Origin of the sequence: Fodinicurvata halophila (assembly GCF_042651425.1) — a bacterium.
GTDB classification, from domain to species: Bacteria; Pseudomonadota; Alphaproteobacteria; order Kiloniellales; family DSM-21159; genus Fodinicurvata; species Fodinicurvata halophila.
Genome location: NZ_JBHSCW010000003.1, coordinates 173615 through 190677, shown reverse-complemented (window position 1 = coordinate 190677; position 17063 = coordinate 173615). Strand labels below are relative to the sequence as shown.

Genomic DNA, 17063 nt, shown 5'->3' with positions numbered 1-17063 from the left:
TCAGGGGAAAGGGTCGCTTGCGGCTGTGCAGTCCATGTATCGCAGAAAAACCTGGCCTCTGCTCTCCATCTGGCGACGCTATGCGCGCCGCAAGGAGGGTGCCGTCACGGTCGAGTTCGCGCTGATCGCGGGCGCGCTCGTGCTTCTCATCGTGGGTATCCTGGAACTCGGCATCATCATGCTCATCAATTCCAGCCTCGAGGGCTCGGCCCGCAACGCCGCGCGCTACGGAATCACGGGCCAGGCCTCGACGATCAGCGTCGAGGAACGCGAAAGCCGGATCCGGGAAACCGCGGCCCGCATGCTGCCGAAGTTCCTCGATACCGATCAGCTCGACCTCCACATGCTGAACTACCGCGAGTTCGACCATATCGGCGAGGCCGAGCCCTTCGAGGATGCCAACGGCAACGGCAGCTACGACCTGGGCGAGACCTTCACCGACCTGAACGGAAACGGGACATGGGACGAGGATGCCGGCCTGGAAGGCGCCGGCGAGTCGGGCAGCATCGTCGTCTACGAGCTGCGCTATCCCTGGTCCGTCATCACCCCCCTGTTCGGACAATTCTTCTCCGACGGCAAACTGGACCTCTCGGCGCGTATCGTCGTGAAGAACGAGCCCTATGATGTTCAGGATCGCTAGCCTGTTCCGCATAGGCCGACGGCTGCGCGGCTTCCTGCGCGGGCGGCGCGCAGTCTCCGCCCTCGAATTCGCCCTGCTGGCGCCGGTCATACTGCTGTTGCTGATGGGCGGGTTCGAGATGTTCCGGCTCTATCTCTTCACCACCAAGGTGGATCGCGCCGTGGTCAGCATCGGGGACGTGACCGCACGCCTGCCTGAGGTCACCGAAAGCGACCTGGTGGATATCTTCGAACTGGCCGGCGAACTGGGCAGCCCCTTCGAACTGAGCGCGAGCGATTACCGCATCTATCTCGTCTCCATTTCCAACGACGACGATGACCTGACGGTCAACTGGGTGCGCGATCACGGCAGCCTGGCCGAAGACGGCCGGCTTGCGGATAACCTGGAAACACTGGTGGACCCGAATCTTGTCAGCGAGGAGTTCGACAGCCTGATCGCCAGCGAAGCGGTGTTCCGCTACGAACCGGTCTTCCCAGGCTTCCTGTTCGACGAACGCCGGATTTACCGCAACGCCTTCTTCCGTCCCCGCCTGGGGCGTCTGACGACGGTCAGCCCCTGACCCGGAAACAGCGGGACTCCTCGGTGATTCTGCTGCGATAAAGAAAACATTAACCAAAACCACCTATAAAAAACGACAGGAATTGGATCCAAGCCTGTTCGAAAGGGGCTGAATGCATGTGGCCGTCCACGAGAACTTTCCTTCGCCTGTCCGCTCTTTCCCTGTCACTCGGCCTGGCCGCCTGCGGTTCTGTCGACAGCCGGTACGAGCGGCCGGTCTCCGGCTCCAACCTCGAAGAGATCAACGCGAGTGGAATGAGTTCGGATCAGCTCGTACGCATCGCCAACGCCAGTGCAAGCTCCGGTGACCTCTCGCTGGCGATGAAGCTCTATCGGGATGCCAGCAAGAAGGCGCCGCGCGACCCGATGCCCTGGATCGGTCTGGGCGACACGATGGTCAGTGCCCGGCTGCTCGACCAGGCGACCGAAGCTTACGACAATGCTCTCAACCTGGAGCCGAACTCACCCGGCGCGAAGCTTGGCATGGCACGTATCCACTTGATGCTGGAGCAGGCTCCGGAAGCGCGCGCCTTGCTGGAAGAGGTGCAGGAGATCCAGCCGGAAAACTGGCGTATCTACAATAGCCTGGGTGTGTCCGAGGACCTTGCCAAGAACCACGCGCGCGCCCAGGATTACTATCTCCAAGCCCTGGATTTCTCGCCCCGCAACCTGTCGGTCCTGACCAACTATTCCCTCTCGCTGGCGCTCGACGGCAACCACGCGGACGCCATCTCGATCCTGGAAGACGTGATCGAGGAACCCTCGGCCACGGCCCGGCACCGTCAGAACCTGGCACTGGTCTATGGACTCGCGGGCTCCGAGAACAACGCCCAGCAAATGGCGCGCAGGGATCTCTCCGACCGGGATGTCGAAAACAACATGGACTTCTACCGCTTCATCCGCGGCATGACGAACGGCTCGGCGGGCGAGTTCATCCCGCGCCAGTACGACAGCCGCCTGGAGGGTCAGGCCGGGGAAGATAGCGGGCTCAGCGAAGCTGAAAGACAGAAGATGGAACAGGCCATGGACTCCTACTTCCAGTAAGGCCTGCAGTGCTGGATGGCTTCTCTCAATGTTATCCTGCTGAGGATGTCTTCCCCAACGCTTCTCTCAAGACATATACTCCAAAGCACTGAGGATCGCCGGCCCGAGAATGACGATAAACAGCGCGGGCAGGATGAAGGCAATCAACGGCACCGTCATGATGACGGGCAGCCGCCCGGCCTTTTGCTCGGCCGCCAGCAGGCGTTCCCGGCGGAATTCTGCCGACAGCGTGCGCAGGGCATGTGACAGCGGTGTGCCGTAGCGCTCGGCCTGGGTCAGGGCCAGCACCACGCTGGTCGCCAGCGGCAGGTTCACACGCTTCGAGAAGTTGGTCAGCGCTTCCTCGCGGTCCTGGAAGAAGGTCAGCTCGGCATTCAACAGCGAAAGCTCCTCCGCCGTCACCGCATTGGAGCGCTCGAAATCCTCGGCCACCTTCTTGAGCGCCCCGTCGAGCCCCAGCCCCGCCTCGGCACAGACCACCAGAAGGTCGAGTGCATCGGGAATGCCCTTGCCCAGCTTCTTGCGCCGAGATTCTGTTATCCTTCTCAAAGCGAAGTCAGGAATATAGGAAATGATCAGGGCAGTTCCGGCGACACCAACAAAACTGTATAACAAGCTTCCCTGGGTAATCTCGCTGGTCAGTATCACCGTCAGGGCAACTACAGCGCCTGCAATCGGCAGCAGCAGCTTGAGCGCCAGATAGATGATCACAGCCTCACGGGAACGAAATCCCGCCTGTATGAGTGTCCAGCGAATCTTTTCCGACTGGTCGTTGCCAACCAGCTTGATTCGGTCGACTACCTTGCCAAGAGCAGACATGGCCCTGGCGGGGCGCCAGTGGCGCTTCCTCTGGCGACCGCGCAAGCCTTCCTGGCTCTGCGCGCGCAGATCCTCGCGATAGCTGCTCAGTGCGCGCGCCACCCGCTTGCGCCGTTCGAAACGCAGCGAGCTGTAATAGACGGCGACAATACTGATGAAGGTCAGGACGGAACTGAGGGTGATGGCGATTTCAAGACTGTCAGGCATGGTTGGGGCCTCTGTTCAGATATCGAAACGCATCATGCGCCACATCACGATGGCACCGGTTACAATGCCGCCAGCGCCGATCCACAGCAGGAGATTCCCTGTATCCGACTCGAACAGGGGATCGAGGTAACCTGGATTTATTAGTGTCAGGAGACCCAGCAAGGCTATTGGCATACAGCCAATCAGATAAGCGGAGGCCCGAGCTTCCGATGACAGCGCCTTGATCTTGTTGCGCACCTGATGGCGCTGGCGCAGCAGATCTGACAGATTGCCCAGCGTATCGGCCAGACTGCCGCCGGTTTTCTGCTGCAGGGTCAAGCTGGTCACGAGGAAGTAGAATTCCTGGATGTCCAATCTCTCGGCAACACTTAGCAGGGCCTCGTCGAGCGGCACCCCCAGCTTGGTCTGGCGGCCGATACTGCTCAATTCGCTTCCCAGCGGTTCGTCGATTTCTTCACCCACTGCCATGAGGCTCTGGGTCAGGGGTAGACCGGCACGCACGGAGCGCACGATCATGTCGAGAACGTCCGGCAGCTGGGCCAGAATCTTTTTCTGCCGGCGCGCACCCAGATAGACGACGGTAAAGTGCGGCAGTCCGATCCCGAAGATCACGGACAGCGTTGCCTGCAGGATGAACGGCAACGGTAGCATACGCGAGAGCAGGAAGAAGGCCAGCAGAGTCAGCCCGCCCATCATGCAAAGATAACCGGCCGCCGAGATGTCGAGACCCGACTTCCTAAGCAGTCCGGTGATCTGCGAGAGGCGCGGCACGAAATTGAACAGCACAGTCTCCATGCGTGCCGAGACGCCGGTGCGCTCCTGCCGCCGTATTCCTTCCCGTTCCTGGGACGGCTTCTTGCCGCCGGTCGCGGTTCCTGCGGTCCCGACAATCATCGCCAGCCGCCGCTGCCGGCGGCGACGCTCAGACGCGCTGAGCAGGTGCCACAGGAAGGCCAGCAGGATCACGAACCCCAGGGTTCCCAGCGCACCGATAGCGGCGATCAGGACAGGCGCCGTCATGTCATGGCCCACAGCACGGCATCTTCCAGGCCGTAGTAACCGGCCTGCTCGATGAAGCGGGGGCGCACCTCACTGGAGACGAAACGTCCCATCAGCTGGCCGTCGCGCGCCTCGCCTTCGTACTGGAAGCGGAACAGCTCCTGCAGTGTGATGATGTCGCCTTCCATGCCGATCAGTTCCGAGACGTTGGTCACGCGTCGTTTGCCGTCGCGCATGCGCTCGATCTGTACAATCAGGTCCACCGCGCTGGAGATCTGGGCGCGGATGGCCTTGCTGGGCAGCTGCATGCTCGAGGACATGACCATGTTCTCGATACGGGTCAGGGCATCGCGCGGCGTGTTGGCATGGATGGTGGACATGGAGCCGTCATGACCGGTGTTCATGGCCTGGAGCATGTCCAGGGTTTCCTCACCGCGCACCTCGCCCACAATGATGCGGTCGGGACGCATGCGCAGGGAGTTCTTGAGCAGCGAGCGCATGGTGATTTCGCCCCGCCCCTCCACGTTCGGCGGGCGTGTTTCCAGACGCACCACATGGGGCTGCTGCAACTGGATTTCGGCCGCGTCCTCGATGGTCACGATGCGTTCCTGCGGATCGATCAGCCGCGACAGCGCGTTGAGCAGGGTGGTCTTTCCCGAGCCCGTACCGCCCGAGACGATGATGTTGAGGCGGCAGGCGGCAGCCACCTGGAGCAGGCGGCCCAGCTTCTCGGAGATATTGTCCTGCCGGATCATGTCGTCCAGCGTGATCTTCCGCTTGGCGAACTTGCGGATGGAAATCGAACAGCCGTCGATGGCCAGCGGCGGCAGGATGATGTTGACGCGGCTGCCATCCATCAGGCGGGCATCCACCATCGGACTGGCTTCGTCGACGCGGCGGCCGATGTTGTAGGCGATGCGCTGCGCGATCGCCGTGGCATGCGCCTCGTCGCGGAAGGTGATCGGCGTCAGCACGAGCTTGCCGTTGCGCTCCACGTAGACCTGCGAAGGCCCGTTGACCATGATGTCGGTCACGGTCTCGTCTTCCAGCAGGTCCTCCAGCGGACCGAGGCCGACCATGTCGTCAACCAGGGCGTCCGCAACCTCCTTCTGCTCGGCGGCCGTCAGGCGATAGCCGTCCTCCACCGAGATATCGGCCACCATCTTGCCGATCTCGCGCGCCAGCGCCTCGCGGTCCAGATGGACCGCGGCATCGAAATCGATGGTCTGATAGACCTTCTTGCCGATGGTCTGCCGAACGCTTTTCAGGCGGCCGGAATGCCGGCCTTCGGATGGTTCGTCCTCCATTACGGCCGCTGCGGGCGATGCCTGGACGGACGCCGGAGGCACCAGCGGGGAACTTTCCGAAAGGCTGGGGTCCGTTGCCGGCGGCGGACTCTCCGGTTCCACGGCAACAACAGGGATCTCTTGGCCACGGACGTCATACGCTCCGCCCGCGGTTCCATCCGTGACTCGCTGCGGTTTGTCGTCCTGTCGACGCCGTCCAAACATTCTTGGATTACCTCCCGATCAGGCGTTTCAGGATCGACCCACGGGTCCGGCGCGGATCGCCGCGGCCGCTGACGCGTTCGGCGATAGCCTTGATCTGCCTGGAGGCAGCGTGGGAGCCGGCGATCAGGGGTTCCCCCCTCAGTTCGGCGTCCTGGAAGGCTTTCGTGTCCAGGGAGACCGTGAAATCGATGTCGCGTCCCAGCTGCTCGCGTATTTCGCTTTCCTTGAAGCGTGCGCTGCGGCTGTCCGGGGCCTTGTTGGCCACCACAAGCACCTCGCCCGGACACTGCAGGGCCCCCAGGGCCTGGACATAACGCGCGGTATCCCGCAGGCCCGCAAGGGTCAGGTCGGTCACCAGCACGATCGTCGAGGCCGAGCGAACCATCTGAGCCGCCGGCGACAGCAGATGGCGCGGCAGGTCGGCCACCACGAAGTGGCACTGCTGGCGCACTTCCTGGAGGAACGCCTCCATGCCGCGGAATCCGGACGAGATGGGTCGTTCCAGCGGCGTTTCGCTGCCGAAGACGAACAGCTTCTCGTCCACCTTGCTAGCCAGCCGCTCGACGACCAGGCTGTCGGTACGGCGCGGATCGTCCAAGGCCTCCAACAGGCCTGAGACCGGATCGCTGTCCAGCAACAGAGAGGACACGCCCGTCTGCAGGTCCAGGTCCAACAGCGAGGTTCGGCGCTTGAACTCCGAGGAAAAGTGATAGGCTATGTTCGCAGCCAGCGTGGAGGCTCCCACACCGCCGTGCACGCCCATGAAGACGCTCAGGCGGGCGATCTTGCTGCCGATCCGCGTGTCCATCCCCTCCTCGGAGCTGACGACCGCCGTTTGCAACAGGCTGGAGTTCAGCGGCTTGACCAGGTAGTCGCTGACCCCCGCTCGCATCAGGTCCCGGAACAGGCCGACGTCGTTCTGCTCGCCGATGGCGATCACCTTCACGCCCGGCTCGCAGACATCCGCCAGCGCATTGATGTCCTGCAACGGCATCTTGGAGTCCGAGAGATCGACGATGAGCAGCGGCGGTGAGCGCACCTCCTCGAGCTGGCGTATGGCGACGGAAATGTCCCCACGCTGGATCGAGGCATGGGGGATCAGCAGCTGCTGGACCAGCCCCTTGATCAGCTCCTCCGACTCAGAATCACTGACGAAGGCCATGAACTGGGAGCGGTTCTCCATCACGCCGGTATCGGGCATAGCACGCATTTCCAAGGTATCCATGATCACTGCTCCCCGATCGGGAAGGGCTTGAGCTCGCCGGCTCGATAGCGCTCGATCGACCCGACAGCCGTGACGCCATCCATCGGCGCCAGGCCGCGACCCGGCGCCACGAGATCGCGGGGATCGGCCACCATCAGTCCCAATGCCCGTTCGTTCGAACAGCCGAGATTCGACATGGTGACGGCGTTGTGGCTGGTCCCGCCGGGCAGCGACCAGTCCCCGCATTCGGGGGGCACCACGGCATACTGCAGGGCCTGCACGATCACTTCGGGGGGGCTGTTCTCGGACGCGCGCAGCGAGCCGGACGAGCGAACCGGTAGCCCCAGCTCCTTCAGATGGGCGACCGCTTCCTCGCGCACCCTCGGCGCCGCGACATCGGTAACCGTGATCTCGTTGGCCCCGAGCAGGCGCGCGGCCATGACGTCGAGCCGGCGCCTGTCCTCGGCCTGCAGGGCCGTTTGGCCGCGCCGCAGCGGCAGGCGGTACTCGCTCTGCGATTCCCGGACCTCGTTCTTGTAGACGACCTCTCTCGGCGGTTCGGACACGCGGGGCGTACAGCCAAGCGCGAGCACAAGGGCGCTCAAGGCAAGGACGGTCGTGACTGTCTTCATGGTAGTATCCACCCCTATTCCAGGATAAAACCGGCACTGCCCTTGAGGCGCATGCCTCCAGGGCCGGTGGGGACGCCGTCGCCCCCGCCCAGGTTGCTGCGCGCCGTCCGGTTCTTGAGCAGCCGTTCGATGGAATTGCCCGAACGCAGGCCATCGCCTGGCGTCGACAGCAGGTCAGAGCCGGACACCGGTTTGACCACATAGGGCGTGACGATGATGATCAACTCCGACTGATTGCGGCGGAAGCTCTGCGAGGAGAACAACCCCCCCAGAACCGGCAGATCGCCCAGTCCCGGAAACTTGTCGACCGTCGAATTGATATTGTTTTGCAGCAGGCCGGCGATCACGAAGCTCTGTCCGCTCTTCAGCGCCACGGTGGTGTCCGCCCGCCGTGTTGTCAGAGCGGGAATGGATATGCCCTCGATCTCCACGGCACCGGTGCTGGTGATCTCGCTGACCTCGGGGCGCACTCGCAGGCTGATGCGGCCGCGGTCGACGATGGTCGGCGTAAAGTCGAGCCGCACGCCGAACTCCTTGAACTCAATACTGATCTGGCCCTCGTCCGCCGACACGGGGATGGGGAACTCGCCCCCCGCCAGGAAACTGGCGGACTCACCCGACATGGCGGTCAGGTTGGGCTCGGCCAGGATGCTCAGCAGGTTTTCCTGCTGCAGGGCATCGATCATCGCGTTGGCGTTTATATCCCCACTGGTATAGGAGGCACTGGCGCTGCCCAGTCCCCCTCCCGCCCGGTTTAGGCCGGATCCGTTCAGGAAATCGCGCCCGATGCCCAGCCCGAAGCCGAAGTTTCCGAAGCTGGCGAAACTTTCCCAGTTGATGCCAAGCTCGTCGGTCACCTCGCGCGAAACTTCCGCCACGCGGACCCGCAGGTTAATCTGGTTGACTTCGCTGACGGACATCATGTTGACCAGCGGAACCTCCTCGCCCATGGAGCCGCTGACCACCTCCATGATGTCGGCGGCCGCCTTGGCGGTAGAGACAGAGCCCTGGACCGCCACGCCGTCGTCCACGGCCTGCAGTTCCACCGTCTCGTCGGGAAGCAGCCGCTTGAGAGTGGCGTTCAGGCGCTTGAGATTGGGCGTGACATAGAGCTCGTACTCCGTCAGTTCACCGTCCTCCTCGCTCAGGACGAACAGGCGTGTCGTACCGCTTTGCTTGGCAAAGACATAGACGACCTCCGGCGAGTTCACCTGGACATCGGCAATATCCGGATCGGCCACGAAGACCTCGACGGCCGGTTCGTCCAGCTCGATCGCCCGGCCATCGCTGACTTCCAGGGAAATCTGCTGGACCTGTGCCAGCGCGGACGACAGCGGCACCAGCAGAAGAACCACCAAGATGGCGAGCAGGCACCGGAGAGGATTGAGGATAACAGAAAGCCTTTTCATTGGTTCATTCCGCCTGTTGGGCGCTTTCCTGCGCCTCCTCGTTCGACCTGCTGGTAATGATTTCACTGCCGCTACCGCGCATGACCGCAACCGTGCGGGGCGCGCCGGAGCGGCTCTTCGAGAGGGCCGGAGAGACCTCGTAGTCCCAGGATCCGGTGTCGCCGGTCGGCAACGGCAGCCTCTGCCCCGCCCGCTCGGACTCTGAGGCAAGGAAGGTGTTGCTCTTGGGTAGCTCGGCGATGCTCTGCAGGACCACTGTCAGCTGCCCCAGCTGCTCGGCCAGGATGATGTGCTCGGCCTGGCGCCTGTCGACCTCCAGGGTCATGGTCTTGGCGGGCTGGGCCGTCCGGTCGTTGTCCAGGGACTGGTCGACGGCGACGACCCGCAGGCCCGACTGCAGCGTTTCTGAGACCAAGTGTGTATCGCCGTTCTCCCCGTTCTCGACGCGGTGCGTCAGGATCAAGTCGACCTGGTCGCCGGGCAGCACGAAGCCGGCGTTTCCGGAGGCCGTGTTCACGTTGACGGAGATCGCACGCATGCCGGGCTCCAGCACGGCAGCCAGGAATCCACCATCCTCGGGCCGCAGGAAGGCGCGGCGCATCAGCGGCTCGCCCTCGCCGGTCTCGCGGCGCACCACAGCCCCGGTGATGGAGTCCATCTCGTTTTCGCTGCGAAGCACCATGCCCTCGGACACGGCATCGGCCGGCCAGGAGATCCAGCGCACGTCCTCGGGCCGTATGAACGCGCCTACCGAGAGCTCGGTCGAGGTGGCCAGCACTTCGACTCGGTCATAGGTTTCCCGCTTGACGACCGTGGTCTCCTCGGGCGTTGCGGCCGTCTTCCGGTCCTCGACCAGGTCATAGACGAGCAGCCCCACCCCCGCCGAGGCGGCGACGGCGGCGATCAGAAAGATAACAAAACGTAGACCCATTCCCGTATTCCCGGTTCAAAGCTGAGGAGGGCGAAAATGCCTCCTGCCGCAATTGCAACGCCGTAGGGAAGTCCCTGGGAAGATACTCGCCCTTCTGGCGAGCCCTCCGGGCCCGAGCCCGGCGTTGTCTGAGGGAACACTTTGGGGATTAACCCTTTCGAAACCGTAAACAGAGCCAGGATTCCTCCGGCAATCGACATGACGAACAGGAAGGTCGGCACCGCCGCCGGTTCCAGGAACAGCACCAGCACGGCCGCCAGCTTCGAATCACCGGCCCCCAGCAGCTTCGTCAGGAACAACAGGAAGCCGACGGCAAAGACGGCTGCGGCAAGCAGCAGGGGTATGAGGGGGTCGGCACCAGTCAGCGGGAAGCGCAGCCCGGCAAGCAGCAGGATCACCAGGCTGATCCAGTTGGGAATGCGCCGGCTGGCAATATCGCTGCCGGCCGCATAGACCAGCAGCGCCAGACAGGGCAGTGTGGTGGCCAGGAAGACGGTATTCGAAAGCACGACTGTGGGCATATTCGCACCCTGCCCCTCAGGTCACTTCACGATACGCAGGTTGTAGAGGCCTCGGCTTATGGTAGAAAAAACCTCTTCCAGCTTGCCACCGTCCGGCGCATGGAAATAGTTGCCATCGCCCGAGGCGCAGTTCTCCATGACCTGCTGGATGCTGCTGTTCACCCCGCCGCCAAAAGTGATGGTGTAGACTTGAATGCCCTTCTGCTTGACGGCCGCGCAGACACGCTCGGTCCGGTCGTCTATCTCCGCGGTGGCCTGATTCTTTGCCGTGCCGCCGAAATCGGGGAACAGGCGTTCGTCGGACAGGCGCCCATAGGCCGTATAGTCGGCATCGTATCTGTCGGGGTAGTCCGATATCGGCTGGCCCGGTGCACCGTCGGGCCAGTCGTACCAGCCGTTCGCCCCATCGGTCAGCAGGATGATCGCCTTCTTGATCTCCCACTCGTCATAGGCGACCGGCATCTCGTGTTCCAGGGCCGAGAGGTTCCAGTATGGCTCCCACTCCGGCGACAGGGTGCGCCAGCCCCAGGCCATGCCGATGTTGGTGAAGGTACCGCCCCGGAAATAGGCGTTCAGGCTATTCAGCCGGGCGTCGATCACCGCGCGGTCGTTGGTCAGCGGCTCGATCGGCTGCGGACAGCCCAGGTTGGGGCTGGTCGCCGTGTTTTCGTAGTGCTCCGGATCTCGGTAGGACGACCAGTGGTATTTGTCGCCCCAGTCGTTGTCGCCACGTACGCGGTTGCCATGGCGCGTGTACATCAACTCCTCCGTGGACTCCCACAGATAGCGAACAAAGCGCCCGTCCGCGGTGTCCGGCGGATCCTCGTCCAGGTCCAGCGGCAGGCGCGGCGGCGAGCGCTCGTCGGTCGAGCGTGCCTCGACGCAGCCCCGCCAACTCTCCTCGCCGAACTCGCCGGGATTGATGGCGTGACGCAGCCAGTTGCTGTTGTGGGTACCAATGCTCACGCTGGCCGAATAGGGCACCAGGCTGACATAGAAGTCCTCCGGGAAGGTCCCGTCATCCTCCGCCATGATCTCCGTCAGGACCAGCGCCGCCGACTTCATCTGCTCCAGCTTGGAACCGTACCCACGCCCCATCGAACCGGTAACGTCGAGAACCATGGAGAGCTCCAAACCGCGCAGTTCGCGCTCCACCGTGGCTGAGGCCCTGAGCGGGAAATTTTCGATCCCCACTAGCTTGGCCGCTACGGTAGAAATGCGCGCATCGGCCGTTACCTTGTATTGGGTGTCGCCCTCAATAAGTTCCATCTGGAAGTCCTCGAGAGTCACACCATTCTCGCTCTTGAAATTTGCCTTGAGGAAGGCCTCTGCGACCTTGTCCCTATCCTCCTGCCCATAACTCCTGGCCCCTGCCAGCGCTGCGCCATCCACTGCGTAGGAAAGGCGGGAGTACGCCATATAGGCACGTGCTGTATCCAGTCCCATGAATGCAAATATTGCAAGTAGGGATATCAACAAGGCTACAATTACAAAAGTTGCACCTTTTTCTTTACGAAGAAAATCCCTAAACAAATGGAAAAATTTTCCAGTATATTTTTCAATAAGTGCCTGGTACAAGACATATACACACCTAGTCACAAGCATATCTCCATAAAAAATTTAGTTTATTTATAGTGTATATGTTTTCTCATATTATTATTCCAAAATGCTTAATTAAAAATAAATCGCGAGGCAGATAATTACTGCCTCGCGATTATACTATATAAAATCTATTCTATTATTATAAATAACATTAACTACCGCTATCACCATCTCCAGTGCTATCACCACCACCACTATCTCCAGCAGCGGTAGAGAGCGCATCTCCAATGTTTCCGAAGATGGTTTCAATATCAGCGCCAAATGTACTCATTGCGCCAAGCAAAACCGCAGCAACGAGCGCAATGATTAGCGCGTACTCAACCGCAGTCGCGCCCTTTTCTTCTCTCAGGAACCCAAGAAACTTCAGCATACCTATTCCTCCTTGAAGCCGACTGGTCCAGGCCACCCACACAGCAGCCTTATCCATAGGCATCATTAATACACCTCTCCGCTTTTCATTGGAAGAAAAAATTGCGATATATAAAAATAAAAACAAGTATACAATACATTTACCTTTGTTAAAAATGAGTTAATACCGTTAATATTTATTAATTAGATAATTAATTATAAGTAAAAAATTATTAATAATCCTATATTAACCATGATACAGTTATAAGTTATTTTTATATGATATGGAAATTATGGTTTATAAATTCTTAAGCGTGCGTTAATCTGGAATACACAAACAAGAAACTTGAAATGTATATTCTGATTTCCTGATTCGAGCGCTGCGGACAAGCTCGAAAATTCTGTCCCGTGCCAAGCGAGTCCTGAGTCATTGCAGACTCAAGATCACCAGATGCATGGTTAACGTTGCGTTAAATCGGTGCGGCTTTGAGAACAAAGACACGGACGGGCTTGCAGAGACGTCGATCATGACGGGCAAAGCTGCCGTACCTTTCAAGCAATAGAGTTGAAAGCTCTTGCCCGCGGGCCCGGCTCATGCTTCGATTTCAAGCAGGGGGAGAGGGACATGATCGACACATCGAAGACGAACTCCGGACTGTGTGACAAGGGGGGCCCTTGGCGCGTTTTCAGGCGCAGCCATCTTGCCGCGGGCCTTGTTGCAGGCCTGTTCCTGCTCTCCGCCCCTCTCACGGCCCTGGCACAGCAATGCTCGGCGGAACAGACGGAACAGCTTGTCCCAGCTAATTCCAACGTCTGCAGCGATCTACGCAAGGCCGTGCGCGATCCCTCCGCCCTGCCGCTGGACCAGTACCAGGACAGGCTGAACCGCTTCCTCGAGAACTATTGCCACCGCGCAGCGGACTCCGGCTGGCGCCGCGACAAGGCCGTGCGCGACACCGGGCCCTTCACGGCCAGCCTGCAGGGCGGTGAGTGGCAGGGCAAGGACCACGGCACCCATGCGCCCGTGGTGATCTGGTATTCGCCGGAGATGGCCGACTGGCTGAGCGAATATCGCTCGGACGGCGAGTCCACGGACGAGGAGGCGCCGCCGGTGCCGGACGGCGCCATCATGGTGAAGGAGATGTATCCGGCCCCGGCCAGCCGCTGCAATGACGTGGACCCGCTGAAGCTCTACCCCACCAACGGCGCCGCCATCATGATCCGCGACAACGACGCCTCGCACGACGGCTGGTACTGGGGCTGGTACGGCTTCGGAGAGGGCAGCGGCTGGGCACCGGACTGGCCGCCCGCGCCCACCAATCCCATGCCCAACCAGGGCTTCGCGCAGTACTGCATGAACTGCCATGCCTCGGCCGAGGACAACCTGACCTTCGCCTCGCCTAGCAACATCGAGGGCGAGCCCGGCGAGCCCCTTACCTTCCTTAGCCAGGATTTCTTCGAGGCCCCCGCCCCTTCGGCGCGTCACCGCGAAGTGGCCCTGCCCGACGACGAGGTCCATCGCCTGGGCACCCCGCATTACAGGAGCGACCAGGAACTGCTGGAGGCGCTGCGTGCGCTGTCCGACGAGCTGCCGGACTGGGACAGCGTCTCGAAGATGCCGTCCCAGACCTATGACAACACCTGGGTCGGCGCCGGCGGCCCCGATGCCTCGGACGAGTTCCTCACCTCCAGCCAGTGTCTGGGCTGCCACGACGCGGGCAGCACCGGCCTGCAGTTCGACATGACACAGCCCAATCCCCACGGCGACGACCTGTTCAACCTCTCGCCCTACGCCACCTGGCGCAGCTCGCCCATGGGCCTTGCCGGGCGCGACCCCTTCTTCTTCGCCCAGCTGGCCAGCGAGACCCAGACGTTCCATCCGGAAGAGCCCGGCATGGTGGAGGACACCTGCCTGGGTTGCCATGGCGTCACCGGCCAGCGACAGTTCCACATCGACCAGTACGCCGAGACGGAGTCCTGTCCGGACTTCCGGCGCGAGACGGTGAACGCGGTGCCCTGGCCGGACGACCATCCCGGCGTGGAGAACGCCCAGTACGGCGCTCTGGCGCGCGACGGCATCTCCTGCACCGCCTGCCACCGCATGGCGCTGGGCGAGGAGACAGAGGACGCCCTCTCCCAGCCCGAGAACGCCTGCGTCGAGGAGCGTCAGGCGCTGCTCAATCCGGACAACAGCGGATTTGCCAAGACCTTCACGGGCAGCTTCCCCGTGCGCCCTCCCGACTCCCTGATCGGCCCCTTCGAGGACCCGAAGGTCAAGCCCATGGAGAACGCGCTCGGCATCACGCCGGAGCACAACGCGGACATAGCAAGCTCCGAGGTCTGCGGCACCTGTCACACCGTCCACCTGCCGGTGATGCAGGAGGGCGAGACCATCGGCCATACCTACGAGCAGACCACCTATCCGGAATGGGCCTTCAGCGCCTATCGCACCGGCGACACGCCGGACGGGCCCCTGCCCCACGGCAAGGGCGCGCGAGCCGAATCCTGCCAGAGCTGCCACATGCCCTCGGAGGCCGAGGACGGCACGCCCTATCGCAGCAAGATCGCCAGCATCCAGGAGCACAGCAACTTCCCCGAGGCCGAGCACAGCCTGGGATCCGAGGACATCGACCTGGAGGAACGCGACCACTACGCGCGCCACACCCTGGTCGGTCTGAACGTCTTCCTGGTCAAGATGGCCCAGCAGTTCCCCGACATCCTGGGCATCCGCACCGTCGACCCCATGCTGGTCGGCATGGGCGTCGATCCCCTGCTGCGCACCGAACAGGCGATGCTCGACCTGGCTTCCAACGAAACCGCCGAGATTGCCGTGGATCGGGTCGACAGCAGCGCGGACAAGCTGACCGCCCACGTCTCGCTCACCAACAAGGTCGGGCACAAGTTCCCCTCGGGCGTCGGCTTCCGCCGCGCCTTCGTCGATTTCCGCGTCCTCGATGACCAGGGCAACACCCTCTGGGCCTCGGGGCGCACCAACGGCGCGGGCGTGCTGGTCGACCAATCCGGCGCGCCGATCGAGGGCGAATACTGGTGGTCCAAGGACTGCAGCGCGCGCATCCGTCCCGAGGAACGCCTGCACCAGCCGCACTACGAGACGATCGCGCGCCAGGACAGGGCCCAGATCTATCAGGAGCTGGTCTCCACGCCGCCCGACGACGCCAGTGCCGCGAGCTGTGGCAAGAACTCGGAGCCAGCCGGACAGCTGACGACCAGTTTCCTATCCATCTGCAGCACCGTGAAGGACAATCGCCTGCTGCCCCACGGCTTCCTGCCGGACGAGCAGCGAAGTGACATCGCCAAAGCCCTGGGCGCCGGCGACGACCTGGCCGAGGACGTCGCGCCGACAGCGATTGGCGATGATCCGGATTACAGCCAGGGTGGCGGGGATTCGCTGGTCTACGAGGTGCCTCTGGCCGACCTGCCGAAGGGCGCCAAGCCGGCGGCGGTCAAGGCGACGCTCTATTACCAGGCGACGCCGCCCTTCTATCTGCAGGATCGCATGTGCACGGCCAAGGGCGAGGATCGCGACCGCCTGGGCTTCCTGGCCGGGCACCTCAATCTCGACGGAACCCAGGCCGAGGACTGGAAGCTGGAGGTCGTCTCCAGCGGCGCCGTTGCCTTGTCGGAGTAAGCTTCGGCTTTCCTTAAGGTCTCGTCGCGTATAAATACGCGCATGACCGGGCCATCGCACGGCTTCCACCTGGAACACCCATGATCACCAACGTCCTCATTCTCTTCGCCACCTCGCTTGCCTGGTCGACGAGCTACCTCTTCATCAGCGGCGCCAAGGAGATTCCGCCGATCACGGCCACCGCCATGATGACGGCCATCGCTGCTGTCGTGATCCTGCCCGGCGTGCGCTACGCCCTGCGACGGCCCCTCATGCAGCCGTTGCGCGTGCGTGCCTGGGTTCCGGTCGTCATGGGGCTGACGGCAATCGCCCTGCCCAATCTCTCGGTGGTGATCGCCGAGCACCGGATCACGCCGGGACTGGCGGCCGTGCTGGGGACGACCGTGCCCGTGACCACCTTCCTGCTGACCACCTTCGTCACCCGCGAGACGCCCTTTTCCCCGCTGCGGCTGCTCGGCGTGCCGCTGGCCGTGCTCGGCCTGATCACTTTCGTGGGCTGGCATCACCTGGCCAACCACACCGATGAGCTCTTCAGCATGCTGATCATGATGTCGGGCGGGGTCGTGTTCGCCCTCAACGGCATCTTCGTCGCCCGGCAGTCAAAGGACCTGGACAAGTACGCCCTGACCGCCTGGACCATCCTGTTCGGCGCCATCGCCCTGTTCCTGGCCGCCTTCGCCATTGAACAGCCGCTGGAAACGGATTACAGCGGCACCGTCTGGGCCCTGGCCGGCGAAGGGGTACTGGGCATGGGCCTGGCCTACCTGGGATATTACCTGCTCGTGGCGCGGGCCGGAGCGAACTTCGCCTCGCTCTATGCCTTCCTGGTGCCCCCGCTGGGGGCCCTGGGCTCGGCCCTTGTCCTGGACGAACCCGTGACGTCGGGGCACAGCTTGGGCGTTTTCCTCGTGCTCTGCGGCATGGTCCTGATGTCACGACAGCCGCAGCGCGCACGCCTGGACGTCGTATCCGGCAGCACCCCATCCTGA

Annotated in this window: 15 protein-coding genes; 5 read left to right on the top strand and 10 right to left on the bottom strand. The window is 62.3% G+C overall.

Translation table 11 applies throughout. From position 1 onward, the window contains the following. Nucleotides 1-34: 34 nt before the first annotated feature. The 3 genes from ACFOW6_RS05690 to ACFOW6_RS05680 all read left to right on the top strand — a co-directional run bounded on the left by ACFOW6_RS05690 (nucleotide 35) and on the right by ACFOW6_RS05680 (nucleotide 2242). Nucleotides 35-640, top strand: a complete 606-nt coding sequence (locus ACFOW6_RS05690) for a TadE/TadG family type IV pilus assembly protein (RefSeq protein WP_382421374.1) — start codon at nucleotides 35-37, stop codon at nucleotides 638-640. Continuing rightward, complete coding sequence (locus ACFOW6_RS05685; RefSeq protein WP_382421373.1) at nucleotides 621-1199, top strand: TadE/TadG family type IV pilus assembly protein; 579 nt, start codon at nucleotides 621-623, stop codon at nucleotides 1197-1199. Before ACFOW6_RS05690 ends, ACFOW6_RS05685 begins: the two co-directional genes overlap by 20 nt. 116 nt (nucleotides 1200-1315) lie before the next feature. Next, nucleotides 1316-2242 (top strand): tetratricopeptide repeat protein, encoded by a 927-nt coding sequence (locus ACFOW6_RS05680; protein ID WP_382421372.1) that lies wholly within the window; start codon nucleotides 1316-1318, stop codon nucleotides 2240-2242. Nucleotides 2243-2308: 66 nt separating this feature from the next. On the opposite strand, the gene ACFOW6_RS05675 is transcribed toward ACFOW6_RS05680, so the two are convergent. The 10 genes from ACFOW6_RS05675 to ACFOW6_RS05630 all read right to left on the bottom strand — a co-directional run bounded on the left by ACFOW6_RS05675 (nucleotide 2309) and on the right by ACFOW6_RS05630 (nucleotide 12447). Then, nucleotides 2309-3268: a type II secretion system F family protein gene (locus ACFOW6_RS05675; RefSeq protein WP_382421371.1), complete on the bottom strand. Its 960-nt coding sequence runs from the start codon at nucleotides 3266-3268 to the stop codon at nucleotides 2309-2311. Nucleotides 3269-3283: 15 nt separating this feature from the next. Next, the gene (locus ACFOW6_RS05670; RefSeq protein WP_382421370.1) at nucleotides 3284-4288 is read right to left on the bottom strand and encodes a type II secretion system F family protein; all 1005 of its coding nucleotides are present in this window, start codon (nucleotides 4286-4288) and stop codon (nucleotides 3284-3286) included. Continuing rightward, nucleotides 4285-5676, bottom strand: coding sequence for a CpaF family protein (locus ACFOW6_RS05665; RefSeq protein ID WP_382421369.1), 1392 nt, complete (start codon nucleotides 5674-5676; stop codon nucleotides 4285-4287). The genes ACFOW6_RS05670 and ACFOW6_RS05665 overlap by 4 nt, the downstream gene beginning before the upstream one ends. A gap of 109 nt (nucleotides 5677-5785) precedes the next feature. Next, nucleotides 5786-7003 carry an AAA family ATPase gene (locus ACFOW6_RS05660; RefSeq protein WP_382421368.1) on the bottom strand — a complete coding sequence of 406 codons (1218 nt, stop codon included), beginning with the start codon at nucleotides 7001-7003 and terminating at the stop codon, nucleotides 5786-5788. A 2-nt stretch (nucleotides 7004-7005) separates the two neighbouring features. After that, complete coding sequence (locus ACFOW6_RS05655; RefSeq protein WP_382421367.1) at nucleotides 7006-7614, bottom strand: CpaD family pilus assembly lipoprotein; 609 nt, start codon at nucleotides 7612-7614, stop codon at nucleotides 7006-7008. A 14-nt stretch (nucleotides 7615-7628) separates the two neighbouring features. Then, entirely contained in the window at nucleotides 7629-9023 is a 1395-nt protein-coding gene (locus ACFOW6_RS05650) for a type II and III secretion system protein family protein (RefSeq protein WP_382421366.1), read from the bottom strand. Between the two features lie 4 nt (nucleotides 9024-9027). Beyond that, nucleotides 9028-9954, bottom strand: coding sequence for a Flp pilus assembly protein CpaB (gene cpaB, locus ACFOW6_RS05645; RefSeq protein WP_382421365.1), 927 nt, complete (start codon nucleotides 9952-9954; stop codon nucleotides 9028-9030). After that, nucleotides 9927-10475: an A24 family peptidase gene (locus tag ACFOW6_RS05640; protein WP_382421364.1), complete on the bottom strand. Its 549-nt coding sequence runs from the start codon at nucleotides 10473-10475 to the stop codon at nucleotides 9927-9929. Before ACFOW6_RS05640 ends, cpaB begins: the two co-directional genes overlap by 28 nt. A 21-nt stretch (nucleotides 10476-10496) precedes the next feature. Further along, nucleotides 10497-12080: a pilus assembly protein TadG-related protein gene (locus ACFOW6_RS05635; RefSeq protein ID WP_382421363.1), complete on the bottom strand. Its 1584-nt coding sequence runs from the start codon at nucleotides 12078-12080 to the stop codon at nucleotides 10497-10499. A gap of 148 nt (nucleotides 12081-12228) precedes the next feature. Beyond that, nucleotides 12229-12447: a Flp family type IVb pilin gene (locus ACFOW6_RS05630; RefSeq protein ID WP_382421362.1), complete on the bottom strand. Its 219-nt coding sequence runs from the start codon at nucleotides 12445-12447 to the stop codon at nucleotides 12229-12231. 603 nt (nucleotides 12448-13050) lie between these two features. Between ACFOW6_RS05630 and ACFOW6_RS05625 the strand changes: the two genes are divergently transcribed. Together ACFOW6_RS05625 and ACFOW6_RS05620 are read left to right on the top strand one after the other, a co-directional pair. Beyond that, nucleotides 13051-16074, top strand: a complete 3024-nt coding sequence (locus tag ACFOW6_RS05625; RefSeq protein WP_382421361.1) for a hypothetical protein — start codon at nucleotides 13051-13053, stop codon at nucleotides 16072-16074. Between the two features lie 80 nt (nucleotides 16075-16154). After that, complete coding sequence (locus ACFOW6_RS05620) at nucleotides 16155-17063, top strand: DMT family transporter (RefSeq protein WP_382421360.1); 909 nt, start codon at nucleotides 16155-16157, stop codon at nucleotides 17061-17063.

Bases quoted from the DNA above. Each gene is read 5' to 3' on its own strand.
- ACFOW6_RS05690 (WP_382421374.1), top strand. From the start codon at position 35: ATGTATCGCAGAAAAACCTGGCCTCTGCTCTCCATCTGGCGACGCTAT.
- ACFOW6_RS05685 (WP_382421373.1), top strand. From the start codon at position 621: ATGATGTTCAGGATCGCTAGCCTGTTCCGCATAGGCCGACGGCTGCGC.
- ACFOW6_RS05680 (WP_382421372.1), top strand. From the start codon at position 1,316: ATGTGGCCGTCCACGAGAACTTTCCTTCGCCTGTCCGCTCTTTCCCTG.
- ACFOW6_RS05675 (WP_382421371.1), bottom strand. From the start codon at position 3,268: ATGCCTGACAGTCTTGAAATCGCCATCACCCTCAGTTCCGTCCTGACC.
- ACFOW6_RS05670 (WP_382421370.1), bottom strand. From the start codon at position 4,288: ATGACGGCGCCTGTCCTGATCGCCGCTATCGGTGCGCTGGGAACCCTG.
- ACFOW6_RS05660 (WP_382421368.1), bottom strand. From the start codon at position 7,003: ATGGATACCTTGGAAATGCGTGCTATGCCCGATACCGGCGTGATGGAG.
- ACFOW6_RS05655 (WP_382421367.1), bottom strand. From the start codon at position 7,614: ATGAAGACAGTCACGACCGTCCTTGCCTTGAGCGCCCTTGTGCTCGCG.
- ACFOW6_RS05650 (WP_382421366.1), bottom strand. From the start codon at position 9,023: ATGAAAAGGCTTTCTGTTATCCTCAATCCTCTCCGGTGCCTGCTCGCC.
- cpaB (WP_382421365.1), bottom strand. From the start codon at position 9,954: ATGGGTCTACGTTTTGTTATCTTTCTGATCGCCGCCGTCGCCGCCTCG.
- ACFOW6_RS05640 (WP_382421364.1), bottom strand. From the start codon at position 10,475: ATGCCCACAGTCGTGCTTTCGAATACCGTCTTCCTGGCCACCACACTG.
- ACFOW6_RS05635 (WP_382421363.1), bottom strand. From the start codon at position 12,080: ATGCTTGTGACTAGGTGTGTATATGTCTTGTACCAGGCACTTATTGAA.
- ACFOW6_RS05630 (WP_382421362.1), bottom strand. From the start codon at position 12,447: ATGCTGAAGTTTCTTGGGTTCCTGAGAGAAGAAAAGGGCGCGACTGCG.
- ACFOW6_RS05625 (WP_382421361.1), top strand. From the start codon at position 13,051: ATGATCGACACATCGAAGACGAACTCCGGACTGTGTGACAAGGGGGGC.
- ACFOW6_RS05620 (WP_382421360.1), top strand. From the start codon at position 16,155: ATGATCACCAACGTCCTCATTCTCTTCGCCACCTCGCTTGCCTGGTCG.